The 18,538-nt window shown below is 38.7% G+C and carries 15 protein-coding genes and 1 other RNA gene; 3 read left to right on the top strand and 13 right to left on the bottom strand.

Annotated features, from left to right (window positions below):
• Positions 1 to 36: 36 nt before the first annotated feature.
• Entirely contained in the window at positions 37 to 2,442 is a 2,406-nt protein-coding gene (gene nirB, locus BN986_RS06985) for a nitrite reductase large subunit NirB (RefSeq protein WP_040978934.1), read from the bottom strand.
• A 382-nt stretch (positions 2,443 to 2,824) separates the two neighbouring features.
• On the opposite strand from nirB, the gene BN986_RS06980 reads away from it, so the two are divergent.
• Complete coding sequence (locus BN986_RS06980; RefSeq protein WP_040978933.1) at positions 2,825 to 3,697, top strand: Ltp family lipoprotein; 873 nt, start codon at positions 2,825 to 2,827, stop codon at positions 3,695 to 3,697.
• 210 nt (positions 3,698 to 3,907) lie between these two features.
• Here the strand turns inward: BN986_RS06980 and BN986_RS06975 are convergent, their stop codons facing one another.
• The 7 genes from BN986_RS06975 to secG all read right to left on the bottom strand — a co-directional run bounded on the left by BN986_RS06975 (position 3,908) and on the right by secG (position 10,688).
• Positions 3,908 to 4,423 (bottom strand): GrpB family protein, encoded by a 516-nt coding sequence (locus tag BN986_RS06975; protein WP_040978932.1) that lies wholly within the window; start codon positions 4,421 to 4,423, stop codon positions 3,908 to 3,910.
• A 132-nt stretch (positions 4,424 to 4,555) separates the two neighbouring features.
• On the bottom strand, positions 4,556 to 5,293 hold the full coding sequence (locus BN986_RS06970) for a zinc ribbon domain-containing protein (RefSeq protein WP_040978931.1): 738 nt from the start codon (positions 5,291 to 5,293) through the stop codon (positions 4,556 to 4,558).
• Between the two features lie 669 nt (positions 5,294 to 5,962).
• Positions 5,963 to 6,326, bottom strand: a transfer-messenger RNA (tmRNA) gene (gene ssrA / locus BN986_RS26105).
• A gap of 151 nt (positions 6,327 to 6,477) precedes the next feature.
• Positions 6,478 to 6,945 carry an SsrA-binding protein SmpB gene (gene smpB, locus BN986_RS06965; protein WP_040978930.1) on the bottom strand — a complete coding sequence of 156 codons (468 nt, stop codon included), beginning with the start codon at positions 6,943 to 6,945 and terminating at the stop codon, positions 6,478 to 6,480.
• Positions 6,946 to 7,129: 184 nt separating this feature from the next.
• Positions 7,130 to 9,391, bottom strand: a complete 2,262-nt coding sequence (gene rnr, locus BN986_RS06960) for a ribonuclease R (protein ID WP_040978929.1) — start codon at positions 9,389 to 9,391, stop codon at positions 7,130 to 7,132.
• A gap of 40 nt (positions 9,392 to 9,431) precedes the next feature.
• Entirely contained in the window at positions 9,432 to 10,178 is a 747-nt protein-coding gene (locus BN986_RS06955; protein WP_040978928.1) for an alpha/beta hydrolase, read from the bottom strand.
• 273 nt (positions 10,179 to 10,451) lie between these two features.
• Positions 10,452 to 10,688 (bottom strand): preprotein translocase subunit SecG, encoded by a 237-nt coding sequence (gene secG, locus BN986_RS06950; protein WP_379556138.1) that lies wholly within the window; start codon positions 10,686 to 10,688, stop codon positions 10,452 to 10,454.
• Between the two features lie 174 nt (positions 10,689 to 10,862).
• Here secG and BN986_RS06945 point away from each other — a divergent pair, with 174 nt between their 5' ends.
• Entirely contained in the window at positions 10,863 to 11,768 is a 906-nt protein-coding gene (locus BN986_RS06945; RefSeq protein ID WP_040979250.1) for an alpha/beta fold hydrolase, read from the top strand.
• A gap of 116 nt (positions 11,769 to 11,884) precedes the next feature.
• The gene (gene ptsP / locus BN986_RS06940; protein ID WP_040978927.1) at positions 11,885 to 13,600 is read left to right on the top strand and encodes a phosphoenolpyruvate--protein phosphotransferase; all 1,716 of its coding nucleotides are present in this window, start codon (positions 11,885 to 11,887) and stop codon (positions 13,598 to 13,600) included.
• Between the two features lie 104 nt (positions 13,601 to 13,704).
• Here ptsP and BN986_RS06935 read toward each other — a convergent pair whose 3' ends face one another.
• From BN986_RS06935 to BN986_RS06915, 5 genes are all read right to left on the bottom strand, one after another.
• Entirely contained in the window at positions 13,705 to 14,520 is an 816-nt protein-coding gene (locus BN986_RS06935; protein ID WP_040978926.1) for a sugar phosphate isomerase/epimerase family protein, read from the bottom strand.
• A 148-nt stretch (positions 14,521 to 14,668) separates the two neighbouring features.
• On the bottom strand, positions 14,669 to 15,649 hold the full coding sequence (locus BN986_RS06930) for an electron transfer flavoprotein subunit alpha/FixB family protein (protein ID WP_040978925.1): 981 nt from the start codon (positions 15,647 to 15,649) through the stop codon (positions 14,669 to 14,671).
• 15 nt (positions 15,650 to 15,664) lie between these two features.
• Complete coding sequence (locus BN986_RS06925; RefSeq protein ID WP_040978924.1) at positions 15,665 to 16,441, bottom strand: electron transfer flavoprotein subunit beta/FixA family protein; 777 nt, start codon at positions 16,439 to 16,441, stop codon at positions 15,665 to 15,667.
• Positions 16,442 to 16,479: 38 nt separating this feature from the next.
• On the bottom strand, positions 16,480 to 17,676 hold the full coding sequence (locus tag BN986_RS06920; protein WP_040978923.1) for a thiolase family protein: 1,197 nt from the start codon (positions 17,674 to 17,676) through the stop codon (positions 16,480 to 16,482).
• Between the two features lie 17 nt (positions 17,677 to 17,693).
• Positions 17,694 to 18,536: a 3-hydroxyacyl-CoA dehydrogenase NAD-binding domain-containing protein gene (locus BN986_RS06915; protein WP_040978922.1), complete on the bottom strand. Its 843-nt coding sequence runs from the start codon at positions 18,534 to 18,536 to the stop codon at positions 17,694 to 17,696.
• Between the last annotated feature and the right edge of the window lie 2 nt (positions 18,537 to 18,538).

Raw genomic sequence — 18,538 nt, 5'->3', positions numbered from 1 at the left:
TTCTAAAAAGAATTCTATTTATATCTCACTAATTGTTCACTTCTTCACAATTTCATACATTTCTTTTTCTTCTAAATTTTTAAGGGTGCTGCTCCACGCTTCATTATACGTATTTTTTGCATGATGAAAACGTTCGACCAATTCTGCATTCTGTTTTTCATTTAAAAGCACTAATTTGATATTCTCCGCGCCAATCCGGTCAACCCACGGCGCAGTTCTCTCATTATAAATACCTGTTTCCCGATAATATTGCATATAAGCTGTTGCCATCATAATGACTTCTTCTTCCGTCTTCACCGTTGTAAAGGAATCACATTCACGGACTTCTGTTCCGCCATTTCCTCCAAAGTAAAGTTGAAATCCATTTTCAACACAGACAACACCGAAATCTTTGGTTAGTGCTTCTGCACAATTACGAGGACAGCCTGATACACCTATTTTCATCTTATGCGGCGTATCAACCATTTCCAGCTCTTTTTCGAGACGGATACCGAGCCCTAAAGAGTCTTGCGTTCCAAAGCGGCAAAACTGAGCACCGACACAGGATTTAACATTTCGTAATGATTTAGAGTAAGCATATCCCGAACGCATTCCTAAGTCTTCCCATACTTGCGGCACATCTTCTTTTTTCACACCGTATAAACCAACACGGCTCGCACCAGTGATTTTTACTAACGGAACATTATATTTATTCGCAACTTCTCCAAGCCGGATCAAATCATCACCCGTTGTGGTCCCTCCATACATCCGCGGGACTACAGAGAATGTACCGTTATTTTGAATATTTCCATTCATCCGTTCATTAACAAAGCGGGAAGCTTTATCATCTTCATATTCTTCCGGTCTGATCATTCGCATATAATAATTGAGCGCCGGGCGGCAGACATGACAGCCTTCTTCATTTGCAAATCCAAGTACATTACGTACTTCTTTCGGAGATTGCAAGCCCTTCTTTTTAATCTCCTCAACGACTTCATCCCGTGTTAATGTTGTACATCCACACATTCCAGTTTTCACCGCAGCCGGATCAAAGCTGTCTCCCAGCGTATGCGATAAAATCCCCTCAACTATTCCCTTACATTTCCCGCATGAAGCACCAGCCTTGGTACAGGTCTTTACTTCCTCAAATGATTTTAAATCCTGTTCTAAAATAGCCTGAACAATCGTCCCTTTTGTGACGCCATTACAGCCACAGACTGTCTCATCCGGACTCATATCAGCAATCATCTCATCGACGGCATCCTCTCCTGCTTTTTGCAGCACCGCCGCACTTGTGAATTCACTGATATCTGTTTCCTTCTTCAGCATACTGAATAGCCGTGTTCCATCTGAAGCATCACCATAAAGCACGACACCGACTACTTTGTTATCGGAAACCAGGACTTTCTTATATACACCGGAAAACTGATCCTGAACGATAATTGCATCCGTATTTTCGTCCTCTTCCATTTTTCCTCCTGAGAATAAATCACAACCTGCCACCTTTAACTGCGTAGATAAAACACTGCCATGATAACCAGCTGCTTTTTCTCCCGTCAGGTATTTCGCAAGTTCAACTCCCTGCTCGTAAAGAGGTTCAACCAGCCCATAGGTAATGCCATTATGCTCTGCACATTCACCTACTGCATAAATAGAAGAGGCGGAAGTCTGCATTTGATCATTAACAACAATCCCGCGATTGACATCCAGTCCAGCCTGTTTTGCTAATGCGGCATTCGATCTGATTCCTACCGCCATCACAACCAGATCACACTCTACAGAAGAACCGTCTGAAAATGTAATTCCTTCTACACGATCTTCTCCATATATTTCAGTTGTCTGCTTCTCCATTAAAAATTCCATTCCCTGTGATTCTAAATCCTTCTTGAGCATCTTAGCTGCAGAATTATCCAGCTGCTGCTCCATCAGTCTCGGCATCAGGTGGACAACCTGAACTTGCATCCCTCGATCCATCAACCCTCTGGCTGCCTCTAAACCAAGCAATCCGCCACCAATCACAACTGCTTTTTTATATTGTTTTGATGTATCTATCATATATTCTGTGTCCTGAATATTTCTAAAGCCGACGACACCCTCCAGTTCACTTCCCGGAACAGGTAAAATAAATGCACTGGAACCTGTCGCTATAATTAATTCATCATAAGGGATAACACTGTCCTTTTCTGTCTTAATGCGTTTCTTTTCCGGTATCATTTCCGTTACTTTTTCACCGGTAAACAAGGTAATGTCATTTTCCTTATACCATTCCCAATCATTCATGTTTATTTCATCGACCTCTGTTTTCCCCTGTAAAACATGTGAAAGCATTATCCGATTATAATTTGGATAATGCTCCTCACCTATAATCGTAATTTCAAATGTTTCCCTATCTCTTTTTAAAATTTCCTCTATGCACCTGACTCCAGCCATTCCATTCCCAATCATTACAAGCTTTCTTTTCATGGTACACCCCTCCATTTGTGAAATAAATCACATGAACTATTAAAAATTATTATGTGAATAAATTCACAATTATATTTAAAAAATATATAGCTGCCTCTTATGAAGCTATTAAGAAGTAATTCCTTCTACTGTTAGTGTAGCATATTCTTTTTTTGAATTGTATTGATTTTTTGAACAGTTTGTGTCCGGTTTTTCTTATACTTTCCTATCGTATAAAAAAGCAGACACTAATTACCTGGATGAATTAATACATATCTCTACCTTAATTAAAATGTTTGAAAAAATTTCTATGTTTTTCTAAATCTATCTAGACTTTCTAAATAATTATGATTATGCTAAGTATATTACTAGTAAATTTTAATTATAAAAGGGGAGTTTATTTATGGAGGAAAAAGTAAAAAAACCTATTTTTAAAAAGTGGTGGTTTTGGGTTATCGTTGTTTTAGTTATCGGAGCAGTTGGTGCTAACATGGATGAAGACGATACAGCTGCAGATAATGAAGTAGAATCTGTTCAAGCAGAAAATGAAAATGACAATGACGACTCCGCTGACCAGTCCGAAGAAGATGATTCAACAGAGGATAGTAAAGACGAAGAAGAAAATGAAGAACCAGAAGAGACAGAGGAAGCAGATGCTTCAGACGATGCGGAAGAAAGCACTGAAGCAGAAGATGATACGGACTCTGAACAAACAGAGACAGCAAACACTTCAAACGATTCGGAAGAAAGCGCTGATGATGGAGCTGATGAAGATTCAGAAGAAGTGGAAGAAGTAGAAGAACAAAATACAGAAGACGATGTTCCGACCGAATACATATCCGCATTAAATTCAGCAGAAAGCTATTCCGATTTAATGGATATGTCTAAAGCAGGAATTTTCGATCAGTTAACTTCTGAATATGGCGACCAATTCCCTGAAGAAGCCGCTCAATATGCCATTGATAATATGGAAGCTGATTGGAATCAAAATGCACTAAGTTCAGCAGAATCGTACAGTGATTTGATGCATATGTCCAAAGCGGGGATATACGATCAGTTGATTTCTGAATATGGCGGTCAATTCACTACTGAAGAAGCACAATATGCGATAGACAATATACAAGCTGATTGGAATGCGAACGCACTGGAGTCAGCCAAGAGTTATCAGGAAACAATGGACATGTCACATGAAGCAATCAGAGATCAGCTGAGTTCAGATTACGGCGGACAATTTACACAGGAAGAAGCAGATTACGCTGTGGAGAATTTGGATTAATTTAGAAAATAAAAATACCGTATTATCAGGGATGCTACAAGACATCTAGTTACAGCATCCCTATTAAAATAGGAATCTTCCCCTGTTGACAATATTGTCAATAGGGGGATTTTTAATTAAATCGGTATACTATGATGGAGTGGTTCTTTAATGGATAAATATGTTGATGATTTATCCCTCTATTAAGGAGACCATTCACCGGATCTCTATTTACCTGCTCTCTTTTTTGTGCCATTCCATAGCTCTCTGCTCCAATTCACTCACATAACTCCTTTTTGCCTTACTGTATTCTTTGGTATCCTGAAACTTCATTGCTAACTGTTCTTTACATTCACTGTATTTCATAGCTTCCTCTGTATGTACCCTTAAATAATCTCTGACTATCAAATGTCTGTCGATCTCCATATTTCCCTCTTGATAAATATGAATATGATGCGTTCTATTCTCTCCCCCTTTTCGTAATAACCTTCTTCCTTTAATGCCCCATTCTCCTGCTGTATCATAGTCTAATTCTTTTAAATACAGATTAAATGTATCAACTTCTTCAATGTTTTTAACAATAACCATCATATCAATGACAGGCTTGGCTTTCATATTAACAACAGAAGTGCTTCCAAAGTGTTCAAAATCAATGATAAGATCGCCAAATATTTGATGCAGCCGTTCACATTCCTGTTGGTACGCCGTTACCCATTCAGAATTATAAGAACTTAATCTCACTTTCAAAATACATCTCCCCTTCTGCATGTAAAATGTAATTCGCCTTTTTTATACAGTATACTGTTTTACACAGTAAAAAGCACCCTCTTTCAACCGTATTAAAACGGGCTCTAAGAAGTGCTTTTATACTTGGAAAGATCAGGATAACTGCTTAAACATACTGATAAAATCAAAATGCTTAGGCTGAGTCAGTAAGGTTTTTAATCCTTTTTTCAATGTCAGTGACTGTTTTTTAAAATATCTTTTCAGCATCAGTGCCACAAAGCCGCCCGCAGCTAAAATATTTGCCAGTAAAACGAATAGCTTCCATCTCAATACAGATTGACTAATCTCAAACATTACTTCGTCAGGGACGGAATCGATATTATGCGGATATACCATTTCTATCGCTTTGTCACTAATAAAATAGACAACAGCTGTATGTACCATCTGGAATGCAAATACAACAATTAAAATAAGGCATGTAAGAAAGGTAATTTTAACAAATAATTTAGATGCTGCCATTTTCTTAAATAGTTTGGATATGATAATAATCCCCAATAAATAACAAGCGGGTATTATAATCAGCGTCCTTATAATAAATGCATCATCGTATCCAGCACCGCCAAACATCGTATTGATGATCGAATTATTAACGCGCTCACCTAAAAATACCATGGCAAACATAATAGTATAATAGTTGAACGCTGCCCATGCTAACACAAGAAACAATACACTATTCAGGATCCCATGCTTTAAATTATTGCCTGAGGCTACTATTTCTAACTCCTCATTTTTCTCGTTTGCATCATTATCTGAGTGATAACTGCATGCCAAACAAAAGTTACTATCTTCATTTAATTTCGAACCACAATTTTTACAATAAGCGTCTGTCATCGTTCCACTATCCTTTTTATTCTTTTTATTAAACTTTCTTAGCACTAAATTTGTATGTAAATAAAATTATCAGCTGTATAGCGTTAAAAATAATATCTCCTTTACTAAAATCATATTTCTTTACTGTTAATTCCATTTCAGTATAAGTATAACAAATCAAAAAAATCAGACAAGAGTCATTATATCATGAATTTTTTCCTTTCCAATTGAAAGCACTTTTCTGAAAAGGCCGCAGCTTTAATTTTTATCACGAAGAACCGCTCTTAAAACTCCCACTGAATGAAGTTGCGTTTTACGATTCATTTATATACAACGGTTAAAGGGTTTCATTGCAAAATAAAAAGCCATCCTTTAGGTAGCCCTTTGTAACCGTTAATAAGTAAAATAGGGGTTGTTACACCATAGCTGCTTCGATTTTCGTGATTTTACGTTCCATATCTTTCACCACCAATAACATGATTTATCCCTTCTTTAAGAGTTTTTCTGATGTTTTTCTACTATATAAAAGGCTGTTAAACAAAAAAACATCTCTTTTGATTCATTAAAAAATGAATCAAAAGAGATGTTTTACCTGGGTACTAAAAAGGGGCTTTTTACCTTGAGTTCAAAGAGGTTCGAAACTCCTTACCCTTTAAAACCCTTTTATACCAAGCTTTCTGACCCTCATATTTATGGAGACGGAGGGAGTCGAACCCTCGTCCAGAGATATCGCCACTCAAGTATCTACACGCTTAGTTGGTATATTATCATTCGCTCACATGTCGGCCTACCAACAGGCTTTCATGGAGCTAGTCTGATTTAGTTCTTCTGCCCATCCTCAGACGGTGGATAGCAGTATAGCCCGCTTCATTTGAGACCCTTCAATCTGCCACACGGGCGATGGCAGGAAGGATCGTTTTAGGCTACTTACGCAGCTGCTAAAACAGGTTGATTGTTTTCTTTGCCAGTTATATTTAGGCGTAACGTTTTACGAGCCGTAACCTCGACGTGCAACTTGAGCTCAATCTATCCCTGTCGAATCCGTAACGTCCCCGTATCATAAAAATACAGGGAATAATTAAGCAACTTTTAATTATTCAACTGTACCCTGTAGTCAAGGTATGGACTGTTTATTTCACAGCGTACCGCGAATAGGGTATCTTACATTATAACAAATCATGCCGAATTGTCAAGCAGGTTTCAGATTAACGCATATGATCCTTAATAGCCCGGTCGACATCCCGTTTCATTTGTTTCCGTTTCAAATCTTCACGCTTATCGTATTTCTTCTTCCCTCTTCCAAGGCCAATCAATACTTTCGCATAGCCATTTTTAATATAAATCTTTAATGGAACTAATGCATAGCCCTGCTGCTGGGTCAATCCAATTAATTTATCGATTTCCTTGCGGTGAAGCAATAGCTTTCTTGAGCGGGTCGGGTCGTGATTATAACGGTTTCCCTGCTCATATTCAGCGATATGCAGATTCACTAATTGCACTTCCCCTTTTCTGTCGATTCGGGCATGGGCATCCTTAATATTCACTCTGCCATTACGAATAGACTTGATTTCTGTACCCTGCAGGACAATACCTGCCTCATACGTTTCTTCAATAAAATAATCGTGGGAAGCTTTTTTGTTTTGTGCAATGGTTTTTCCATTTCCTTTTGGCATTTGAAATCATCCTCTTCCATCGAACTTTGAAAAGTTCTTATTCATCCATAAAGAAATCCATTTCTCCATGAATGAATCCTCATTATATTTTACCAAAAAACATGCCTTACCTCAAAGCTTTCACACATTTAATCCGCTGCAATTCACGGGTCGAAAAAAACGATAAAATCTCCTGGAAGAGATTCTATCGTTTCGGTTTATTCTTTTTCTTGTTTTTTGGTTTTGCTTTGCCTTTTGGCTTGTTTTTTGATTTTTCTTTCGCCTTTCCGGGAGACTGGATAACTCTTCCTTCAGACTTCTGTTTTCTTTCTTTACGGCGCGGTGAACCTAAGGATGTCAGTTCAAAATCAACGGTGTATTCTTCCAGATTGACATCAGCTACTTTAATATCAACCTCATCACCGACACGGAATACTTTGGCTGTCCGCTCTCCAATCATCGCCTGACTGCGTTCATCATAATGATAATAGTCATCGGTTAGATAGCTGACATGCACCAGACCTTCTACCGTATTTTCCAATTCCACAAACATACCAAAATTCGTTACAGAGCTGATAATACCAGTGAACTCTTCACCAATTTTATCTTTCATAAATTCTGCTTTCTTCATATTATCCGTATCCCGTTCAGCATCGACTGCCCGGCGTTCCATTTCCGAAGTATGGCGGGCAATTTCCGGCATCCGGTCTTTCCAATGGATCATTGTTTTCTTATCCATTTTATTTTCAATTAAATAGGTGCGGATTAAACGATGCACAATTAAATCTGGATAACGGCGGATCGGCGACGTAAAATGTGTATAAAAATCCGTTGCCAAGCCAAAGTGACCAACACTTTGCGGAGAATATTTTGCCTGCTGCATCGACCGCAGCATTAATTTGGATACAATCATTTCCTCCGGGTCATCTTTGATCGATTCCAGCACTTTTTGCAGCTGCTGTGGATGAACTTCATTGGCCGTTCCTTTTACAGAAATACCTAGTCCAGCTAAAAATTCATAGAATTTCTCCAGCTTTCCTTCATCCGGGTCCTCATGGATACGGTGGATAAACGGTACATCCATCCAATGGAAATGTTCGGCAATTGTTTCATTCGCTGCAAGCATAAATTCTTCAATTAATTTTTCTCCGACAGAGCGTTCTCGAATGACAACATCAGTCGGATGTCCTTTTTCATCGACAAGTACTTTTGCTTCTTTGAAATCAAAATCAATGGCACCGCGTCCAAATCGTTTCTTACGTAAAATTGCCGCGAGCTTTTCCATATTCTCAAACATTGGAACAAGCGGTTCATATTTTTTTCGCAGTTCTTCATCTTTGTCCACCAAAATCTTATTCACATCAGAATAAGTCATTCGCTCATTTGAATTGATCACACTTTGGAAAATTTCATGGTGAACGACTTGTCCACTCGCATCAATCTCCATTTGACAGCCAAGTGTTAATCTGTCCACATGTGGATTAAGGGAACATATTCCGTTTGATAGTCGATGCGGAATCATCGGTATCACACGATCGACTAAATAAACACTCGTTCCACGTTCAAATGCCTCTTTATCCAGCGGCGTGCCCTCATTTACATAATGGCTGACATCCGCAATATAAACGCCGAGCTGATAATTTCCATTATCCAGACGTTTTACACTTACTGCATCATCCAGGTCTTTGGCATCTGCGCCATCAATCGTCACAACAACCTCTTCCCGCAAATCCTTTCTTCCGTGAATATCATCCGGATTAATTTCTTCCGGGACGGTATTTGCCTGCTCGATAACCTCTTCTGGAAAATCAATCGGGATGCCATGCTTATAAATAATGGAAAGAATATCAATTCCCGGATCATTTTTATGACCTAGAATTTGGATAATTTCTCCCTCTGCACTTTTTCTTCCCTCTGGATATTTGGTAATACGTGCAAGTACTTTATGGCCGTCAATTGCTCCATGTGTACTTCCTTTAGAAATAAAAATATCATTCGGAATCCGCTTATCATCCGCGATAACAAATCCAAAAGAACGATTATCTTCAAATGTGCCGACCACTGTAACGACTGCACGCTCTAAAATACGGATAACCTTTCCTTCCGGGCGAGCGTCTTCTGAATCTTTCTTTTCCAGACGCACAAGTACTTTGTCCTTATTCATTGCAGATGCCATATCATTGGCATGAATATATACATCTGTTTGATCTTCATCTTCCGGAATAAGAAAAGCAAAGCCTTTCGCATGCATTTGAATCGTTCCTTTAATTAAATTCATTTTATCCGGTAATCCAAACCGATTTTTCCTGGTACGGACAAGCTCCCCTTCTAATTCCAATTCATTCAGGGCAATAACGAGCTCCTTAAATTCTGATGCTTCTTCTAAAGCCAATCCCTCTTCTAACTCTTGGACAGATAAGGGCTTCGTACTATTTTCTTTAATGTACGTTAAAATACGTTCTTTCATTATTTCACCTTCTTTCTATTCATCTTTCTTGCTCTCTATTCTATACTTCCCAATCTAAACTTTCTAAAAACCTGTAGATATCCTCGTGAAGCTGATCTTTTTCTTTATCCATTGTAATCACATGTCCTGAATTGGCGTACCATTTCATATCCTTTTGTGTAGATTCTACATTATCATAGATATAATTTGCGCTGTCTGGATTGATCATTTCATCTTTCTCTGCCTGTACCACAAAGGTTGGTGTATAAATCATATCAATATTAGATTTCACTTCATTTACTGTATCTCTGACACCTTCAAAGAGATTTTTGGATTGATCCATGATGGTATCGAGTTCTTCTTTAATCACCGCTTCATCCTTTTGCTCCAGCTGTTTAAACTCTTTGGAGAATTCCCGGAATCCTTTGGTTAATTTTTCCTCATTATCAAAAAACATTGGGGCACACATCGTTACCATACCTTTAATTTTCTCCGAATATGCAAGTTTTAAACCTAATACGCCTCCAAGAGAAAGACCGGCAACAGCAATTTCTTGATATCCTAACTCCTTCAGATGATCAAATGCCGCTTTTACATCGGCCCACCACTGATCTGGATTACTTTTAATTAATTCTTCTGGTGGCAGACCGTGCCCACGATAAATTGGCGCATGACTCGTGTAGCCTTTCTTTTCTAAAAATCGCCCAAGCATCCGGACATCTGCAGAGTGTCCGGTAAATCCATGTAATAATAATACAGCACGTTCTCCTGCTTCAAATGTAAACGGCTGTGGTAACTTTATTTTCACAATTATCCATTCCCTTCATCTTCTCTTAAATAAACTACATTCCGTTTGGGTTACGATTACTCGCCCCGTTGACATTTTTATTGGACTTTTTGAACTTTCTCTCATACTAAAAATGGTCCCTCACTTAAAATTCTACATTCACAAGTGTAGAAAACCTATTGTTAGTAAAGTTGCGATAAACCATTTTTTGGTTAGTCCATTTCTAGTATACCCTGTATTGTTAAAAGCGAAAATAAAAAAACCTTACCACACAACCGTGATAAGGAATATCATTTATTGTAATACGTACGCTGCCAAGAAAGCTAATAAAAAGAAAAGCACCGCTGTAACAATTGTCATACGATGAAGCACCAGGTCAATTCCGCGTGCTTTCTGTTTTCCAAATAACTGTTCTGCACCACCGGAAATCGCTCCAGAAAGGCCAGCGCTTTTTCCAGACTGCAATAACACTAGTGCAATCATAACAATAACGTCAATTACTAATATAATATTAACCACAGTTAACAACATGTCTTCATACTCCTCCTATGTTCCGACAATCCCTAACTCTTACTTTATCATACTTTGATTTTATTGCGCAAGATTGATTTGTGAAATACTCCTTTTTTTGAGTTTGTCCAAAAGCCTGTATGCAACGTATAATAAATATAGCAGGCTCTTGTAATGAAAGAAAGGGGAGGAAAAATGGAGATAAAAACAAATTGGCTGACAGTTTCTGATGGTACCAGCATTTATATCAAACAATGGCTGCCCGAAAGAAGACCAGTCGGCATCCTGCAGATTGCTCATGGAATGGTGGAACATATTGAACGTTATCATGATTTCGCTTCTTATTGTACTTCTTTAGGATTTATCGTTATTGGTAATGATCATCGCGGTCATGGTAAAACCGGTGATTTAGGTATACAGGGCTACTTCACAGAGAAAAACGGTTTTCAGCGGGTAGTTACAGATTTGTATGAAATTATGCAATACGGAAAAAAAGCTTTCCCGCGCCTCCCCTATTACTTCTTGGGACATAGCATGGGGTCTTTTTTAATGCGAAACTTCATTCAACATGATAGTACCGAAATCGATGGATTAATATTAACTGGTACAGGACATTATTCCAGGGTTCTCTCCATAGCAGGAAAAACGATCGCTTCCTTCTTGCCGCCAAAGAAAAACTCCCCATTCATGAATCAGCTCGTTTTAGGGAACAGTATGAAACAAGATAAACATTATAAACATGAATGGCTTACAAGAGAGAAAGCATATGCAGACGCCTATGAGGAAGACTCCTATACCGGTTTTATTCCGACAGCCCGTTTCTTTTATGATTTATTGGAAGGTATCTATCAGACGAGAAAGCAAAGCCTTAATCAAAACATACGTAAAAATCTCCCTCTTCTCCTTATCAGCGGGAATGAGGATCCGATTGGTCAATATGGTAAGGGAGTTTGGAAAACTGCTTACCTTTTTCAAAAAAGCGGGCTTGAAAATATTCTTGTTCAAGTTTACGAGGGAGGCAAGCATGAGCTGTTAAATGATACCTGCCGGGAAGAAGTATTTGCATTTATCGGTGATTGGTTAAAAGAAAATGTAAATTAATCCCTTTTATGTTGACTTTAACATAGCCTTTTAGACTTGCACATTGACACACGCTAATTTAGTATAGATATGTTATAATTATCACAATAGCTTTATTAAAGAAAGGATGCTCTATGATGAAGAAAATGAATGGAATTGCTGCATCTAGTGGTATTGCCATTGCTAAAGTATATGAACTGAAAGAACCTGAGTTAAACTTTGACAAGACATCAATTGATAATCCAGAAACAGAGGTTGAGCGTCTTGAAAGCGCACTAGAAATTTCCAGACAAGAGCTGGAAAAAATCAAAGAACATACATTAAAAGAACTTGGAGAAGAGCATGCAGAAATCTTCTCTGCGCACCTGCTTGTATTAGGGGACCCAGAGCTTATTACTCCGATAAAAGATAAAATCAATGATGATAAAGTTAACGCGGAAGCTGCTTTAGATGAAGTTGCTACAATGTTTATCCAGATGTTTAAAGGCATGGATAATGAATACATGCGTGAACGTGCAGCGGATATTCAGGATGTTACAAAACGCGTAATGTCCCACCTGCTTCAAGTTACGTTCCCGGACCCAGCTTTAATTGATGAGCAGGTAATTGTTATTGCTAAGGATTTAACGCCTTCTGATACTGCTCAGTTAAACCGCGAATTTGTAAAAGGGTTTGCAACGGACATTGGCGGCAGAACATCCCACTCTGCAATCATGGCCCGTTCCTTAGAAATCCCTGCTGTTGTAGGTACAAAAGAAATTACCGGTGCAGTGAAAAAAGACGATCAAATTATCGTTGATGGAATTGAAGGTACAGTTATCATTAATCCGACAGATGAAGAAATTAAAGTATATGAAGAGAAACAAGCTGCTTTCGCCAGACAACAGGCAGAATGGGCAAAATTAAAAGATGAACCTACTTTCTCTGCTGATGGCGAACAAGTGGAGCTGGCTGCTAACATTGGTACACCTAACGATGTGGAAGGAGTTCTTAATAATGGCGGCGAGGGCGTTGGCCTTTATCGTACAGAATTCCTTTATATGGGGAACTCTGAATTGCCTTCAGAAGATGTTCAGTTTGAAGCATATAAATCGGTATTGGAAAAAATGGGGGACAAGCCTGTCGTTGTTAGAACACTCGATGTCGGCGGCGATAAAGAAATCAGTTACTTAGATATGCCGCATGAATTGAATCCATTCTTAGGATTCCGCGCTATCCGTTTCTGTCTGGAAAATGAGCATGTATTCCGTCCACAGCTCCGTGCTTTGTTACGTGCAAGTGCATACGGTAATTTAAAAATCATGTTCCCGATGATTGCAACATTAGAAGAATTCCGCCAAGCAAAAGCATTGCTATTAGAAGAAAAAGACAATCTTCAAAATGATGGCGTTGAAGTTTCGGAAAGTATCGAAGTTGGAATCATGGTAGAAATCCCGTCTACTGCAGTGATTGCAAAACAATTTGCAAAAGAAGTTGATTTCTTCAGCATCGGAACAAATGATTTGATTCAATACACCATGGCTGCAGACCGTATGAACGAGCAGGTTTCATATCTGTATCAACCATACCACCCTGCAATCTTGAACCTAGTAAATAATGTGATTGAAGCTGCTCATGCAGAAGGCAAATGGGCTGGTATGTGTGGAGAAATGGCTGGAGATTCTACAGCTATTCCACTACTTCTTGCTCTCGGACTAGATGAATTCAGCATGAGTGCAACTTCTATCTTACCAGCAAGAACACAAATTCTTGGGCTGAACAAAAAAGAACTTGCAAGCCTTAAAGATCAATTCTTATCTTTAAGTACGGCAGAAGAAGTTGTTGCTTTAGCGGAAAAAACGATTAATAAATAACATCATACTTCCTTTTATGCCAGGAGAAAAAAATCCGTAATCATTTTTCACATGATTACGGATTTTTCATTTAAAAACCACGATAAGGCACTTCTATTATTATATCAATTTTTAACTGTACTCAAGTGACTTTTTGCATTTTCAAGACAATAGCGGGCAAATTTTTCATAACCATATTCCTGGGCCCTCTTCGCATTAGGAATTTCTAATGAATAAGGGATTTTGGGTAATCGATTTAAAATAGGCTTCATATCAATGCCCCCTTCACCTGGGTATAAGCGGTCTTCTCTCGCCGTATATATTAATCCCTCTGTAGTTCCAGATACTTCTTTTGGTGCGTCACATACATGTGCATAATGAAACCATTCTTCAGGTAGAGAATCAAGTTCCTCAAGTTTTACATTGGAGCGGTCAAAGTGCAGTAAATCAATTAAAATACCTCCGTTATCACAATTCGCCCTTCGTACAATGTCACCAGCATCCTTAAGTGTAGAAATGTTATACCATGTAATAAACTCTAAATCGATCGTTAATCCAAAAGGCTTGGCTAATTCACAAATTTCCGCAAATTTTTCCGTCGCAAATTCTCTATCATCCGTTTGAATCGTCGTAAGTACATGTTTACCGCCTAATTCAGCTGCAACCTCAAAAGCAGGTAAGTAATCTTCCAGGTTTACCTCGTCATAAATACGCACCATCTCTATATCAAGTAATTGAAGACCTGTTTCATTCAAAGCTTTTTTCGTTTCATGGAACATCTTTTTATTTTCAGCCAATGGATATTGTGGTTCATTTACTGTTCCTAAACCTATTGGACGAAAACTCACAAAATCATAACCGGCTTTCGCTGCAATATAAGTCATCTCTGCAGGTGAACATTCTAATACAGTTAGATGCGCAAGTGAAAATTGATTTTTCATGGCTAAATCCTCCTATTCTAATCTGGAAAATCATTGTTACTCGGAAACTTGATAGAAAACCCCTTTAAAAAGAAAGAAAAGGATAGGCTGCCCCTGCCTTCTCCGATGTTAAAAAGACATTTAGACAACATTTCCCTTTCACTTCTTCTTAGTGCGTTTTTGCTAAATTCAATTCTTTTAATTCTTCTATTAAAATAGGAATAATTTCAAACAGATCTCCTACAATACCGTAGTCTGCCACGCCAAAAATATCCGCTTCCGGGTCTTTATTAATTGCAATAATCACTTTAGAATTTGACATACCCGCTAAATGTTGGATAGCTCCTGATATACCGACCGCAATATATAAATCCGGAGTAACCACTTTACCAGTTTGACCTATTTGAAGGGAATAATCACAAAAATCTGCATCGCATGCTCCGCGGGAAGCACCGACAGCTGCCCCCAATAAATCCGCTAATTCATATAAGCTGTTAAATCCATCTGCATCTTTTAATCCCCGTCCCCCGGCGACAACCACTTTAGCTTCGGATAAATCAACGCCTTCGGATGCTTTTTTAGCTACATTTTTTATGATCATTCGAATATCTTTTATCTCGGCATCATATTTTATCACTTCGCCGGATCGGCTGTTATCCACTTCAGGTAATTCAAAGTTGTTTGGACGAATAGTTATGAAAATAAAATCATCTTCAAACGTTCTTTTTTCAAATGCTTTTCCGGAATAAATCGGTGTTGTATAAACAAGTTCTTCATCTTCCTCTTCAATAGCTATCACGTCAGAAATGAGACCTGAATCAAGTTTCGTGGCTACCCGCGGCGCTAAATCTTTTCCTATTGATGTATGCCCCATCATGATGCCGTTTGGTTCTTCTTTCTCAATAACCTGCAAAAGCGCTTGTTTATATGCATCCGTTGTATATCGGTTCAAATCAGGATGATCTACAATAACAACGCGATCTGCTCCATGATCAAATAATTGGCCAGCCATTTCCTCACATTCATTACCAAGCAGTACACTGACGACTTCTCCACCAATTGCAGCTTTTCTTGCAGCTGTTATTACTTCAAACGAAACATTGCGCAGCTCCTGATCTTTTATTTCACCAATAACTAATATTTTCTTCATTGTTCTAATCACTCCCTATTGATTGAGTATTTTTTCTTTTGTTGTTAAGTATGAAAGTAACGTTTTCACTTGTTCTTCCGGTTCTCCTTCAATCATTTCTCCCGCTTCTTTTTTCGCGGGCGGGAATACTGCTGTAACCCTTGATTTTGCTTCTATCTCTTCTGCTTCAACATCAATATCATCCAGATCTACATTTTCAATAGGTTTCTTCTTCGCCTTCATAATACCTGGAAGAGATGGGTATCTCGGGTCATTTAGCCCTTGTTGAGCTGTAACCAGAACTGGAAGAGACACCTCGATTGTTTCTTCATCTCCTTCAACATCCCGTTCAATCGTTGCTGTATCCCCTTGGATCTCTATGTTTGTAATTGTCGTTACCTGCGGGATATCTAAAAGCTCAGCGATACTTGGTCCAACTTGCCCGGAGCCATTATCTGTGGACACATTTCCGCCAATGATAAGGTCATAGTCCTGTGTTTTTAAATAAGATGAGAGTACTTTAGCTGTTGTAAGAGAGTCCGAATACGCTATATCCTCATTGTCAATTAACACGCCATTATCCGCTCCCATTGCCAGAGCTGTTCGAAGCTCTTTTTCTGCGTCTTCATCGCCAACCGTAACAATCGTAATCTTTCCACCATGCTGATCCCTCAAAAGAACCGCTTCTTCCACTGCATATTCGTCATATGGATTCAATACAAATTCAGCATCACTATCATCAATTTCTTTATTATTAATAATAATTTTTTCTTCCGTATCAAAAACGCGTTTCATCAATACAAAAATATCCATTTATTACCCTCCTGCTTTCGCTCTATTAAAAAATACTTTTAAACTTGTAAATTTTCTATAATCGTAGTAATTCCTAAACCTCCGGCAATACAGAGAGTGACCATACCATACCTTTCACCGCGGCGTTCTATTTCATGCAGCAGTTTGGTTAATAGAATAGCACCAGTTGCACCAATCGGATGACCAAGTGCAATGGCTCCTCCATTTACGTTAATTTTATCAGCATCGATACCCCATTCTTTTATAACCGCAAGCGCCTGAGCCGCAAATGCTTCATTTAATTCTATTAAACCAATATCATCCAATGTAAGATTGGCAATTTTTAGCGCTTTCAATGTAGCTGGAACAGGACCAATCCCCATATATTCTGGAGATACGCCTGCCGATGCCTGGGCAATGATCTTCGCTTTTGGTTGGTACCCATTCTTTAATGCCTGCTCCTCAGACATAAGCAGTAATGCAGAAGCACCGTCATTCCGCCCGCTGCTGTTTCCTGCTGTAACTGTTCCTCCTGTTTTAAATACAGGGCGTAAGGTTAATAATTTTTCTAAAGAAGTTTTTCTCGGATGTTCATCCGTATCAAAGATTTTTGTTTCCTTTCGAGTCGATACATTATAAGGGACAATTTCTTTTTTAAATACCTCTTTGTCGATCGCATTTTGTGCAAGCTGTTGGCTGCGGTCAGCAAATTGATCCTGTTCTTCCCGGGAAATGTTATATTTCTCCGCTAAGTTCTCCGCAGTCATTCCCATGGTTAACTTTTCACCATATTCCTCCCAGGGCTGTGATCTTGGTTGACTCTCTGTATTTGGATCAAGTAATAAGGTATTTCCTGCCCCGACACCATAGCGCGCGTTTCTCATGTAATACGGTGCCGTACTCATACTTTCTGCTCCTCCGGCAATGACTACATCTGATAAACCAAGCTGTATCTGCTGGACAGCATTATTTACTGCCTGCACACCTGATCCACACTGTCGATGAACGGTATATCCCGGAATCTCATGTGGAAGCCCTGCCCTTAATAACGCAAGCCTGGCCAGGTTCGAACTATCTGCACTCTGTTTTGCCTGTCCAATGATTACTTCATCAATCCTCTGTTTATCAACCTCTGTTCGATGACATAATTCAGAAATCACTGTTGAAGCTAAGCTGTCTACTTCTATATTTTTCAAACTTCCACCTAGTGTTCCTATGGGGGTGCGTACGGAATCAATAATTACCGCATTTTGCATCGTATCCATCCTTCTGTTTAATTGTAGTTGTAAAATCCATTACCTGATTTTTTTCCAAATCTGCCAGCTTTCACATATTTGGAGAGCAGTGGACATGGCCGGTATTTTTCACCAAGCGTTTCATGTAAATATTCCATATTCCTTAGCCTTGTATCAAGACCAACAAGATCAGCGAGTTCAAGCGGTCCCATTGGATGATTTAATCCCAGCTTCATTGCTTTATCAATATCTTCCGCAGAAGCAACGCCTTCCATCAACATATTCATTGCTTCATTCCCAATTAAACAATTCATTCGACTTGTTACGAATCCTGGAAACTCATTTACTTCGATCATTTCCTTCTTCATTTCAGCAACTATTTCCTTTACAAATTGAACGGTTTCATTGTTTGTATCTAATCCTTTTACTACTTCCACAAGCTTCATTTTATGTGGAGGGTTAAAAAAGTGCATAGCGATACATTTTTCAGGACGTGAAGTTTGGGCAGCGATTTCCGTTGGACTCATGGTAGAAGTATTCGTTGCTAAAATAGTATGAGCTGGACAGATAGCATCAAGTTTTTTAAAAATCTCTATTTTTAACTCTATCTTTTCAAGAACTGCTTCAATCACAAGATCTGTTTCTTTCGCTGCGTCCTCTAAATCCGTAAAACATGATAAATGCTCGAGACAAGTATCCACGTCCACTTGATAAATCCCTTTCTCTACCGCCTTTTTTATTTCAGATGCTATATAATCTTGAGCCTGTTTTAATGGCGTTTCTTTTATATCATGAAGACGAACGTCAAATCCGTTCAGCAGACCTACCAGCGCAATGCCTCTCCCCATTAACCCGCTTCCAATAACAGCGATTTTTTTCATCC

It is taken from the genome of Oceanobacillus jeddahensis (genome assembly GCF_000750635.1).
Taxonomy (GTDB): Bacteria; Bacillota; Bacilli; order Bacillales; family Amphibacillaceae; genus Oceanobacillus; species Oceanobacillus jeddahense.
The sequence above is the reverse complement of the archived record's forward strand: the minus strand, read 5'-3'. Positions and strand labels throughout refer to the sequence as shown.

Coding starts and splice junctions, on each gene's coding strand:
- nirB (WP_040978934.1), bottom strand. CDS start 2,442: ATGAAAAGAAAGCTTGTAATGATTGGGAATGGAATGGCTGGAGTCAGG.
- BN986_RS06980 (WP_040978933.1), top strand. CDS start 2,825: ATGGAGGAAAAAGTAAAAAAACCTATTTTTAAAAAGTGGTGGTTTTGG.
- BN986_RS06970 (WP_040978931.1), bottom strand. CDS start 5,293: ATGACAGACGCTTATTGTAAAAATTGTGGTTCGAAATTAAATGAAGAT.
- smpB (WP_040978930.1), bottom strand. CDS start 6,945: ATGCCAAAAGGAAATGGAAAAACCATTGCACAAAACAAAAAAGCTTCC.
- rnr (WP_040978929.1), bottom strand. CDS start 9,391: ATGAAAGAACGTATTTTAACGTACATTAAAGAAAATAGTACGAAGCCC.
- secG (WP_379556138.1), bottom strand. CDS start 10,688: ATGTTGTTAACTGTGGTTAATATTATATTAGTAATTGACGTTATTGTT.
- BN986_RS06945 (WP_040979250.1), top strand. CDS start 10,863: ATGGAGATAAAAACAAATTGGCTGACAGTTTCTGATGGTACCAGCATT.
- ptsP (WP_040978927.1), top strand. CDS start 11,885: ATGAAGAAAATGAATGGAATTGCTGCATCTAGTGGTATTGCCATTGCT.
- BN986_RS06935 (WP_040978926.1), bottom strand. CDS start 14,520: ATGAAAAATCAATTTTCACTTGCGCATCTAACTGTATTAGAATGTTCA.
- BN986_RS06930 (WP_040978925.1), bottom strand. CDS start 15,649: ATGAAGAAAATATTAGTTATTGGTGAAATAAAAGATCAGGAGCTGCGC.
- BN986_RS06925 (WP_040978924.1), bottom strand. CDS start 16,441: ATGGATATTTTTGTATTGATGAAACGCGTTTTTGATACGGAAGAAAAA.
- BN986_RS06920 (WP_040978923.1), bottom strand. CDS start 17,676: ATGCAAAATGCGGTAATTATTGATTCCGTACGCACCCCCATAGGAACA.
- BN986_RS06915 (WP_040978922.1), bottom strand. CDS start 18,536: ATGAAAAAAATCGCTGTTATTGGAAGCGGGTTAATGGGGAGAGGCATT.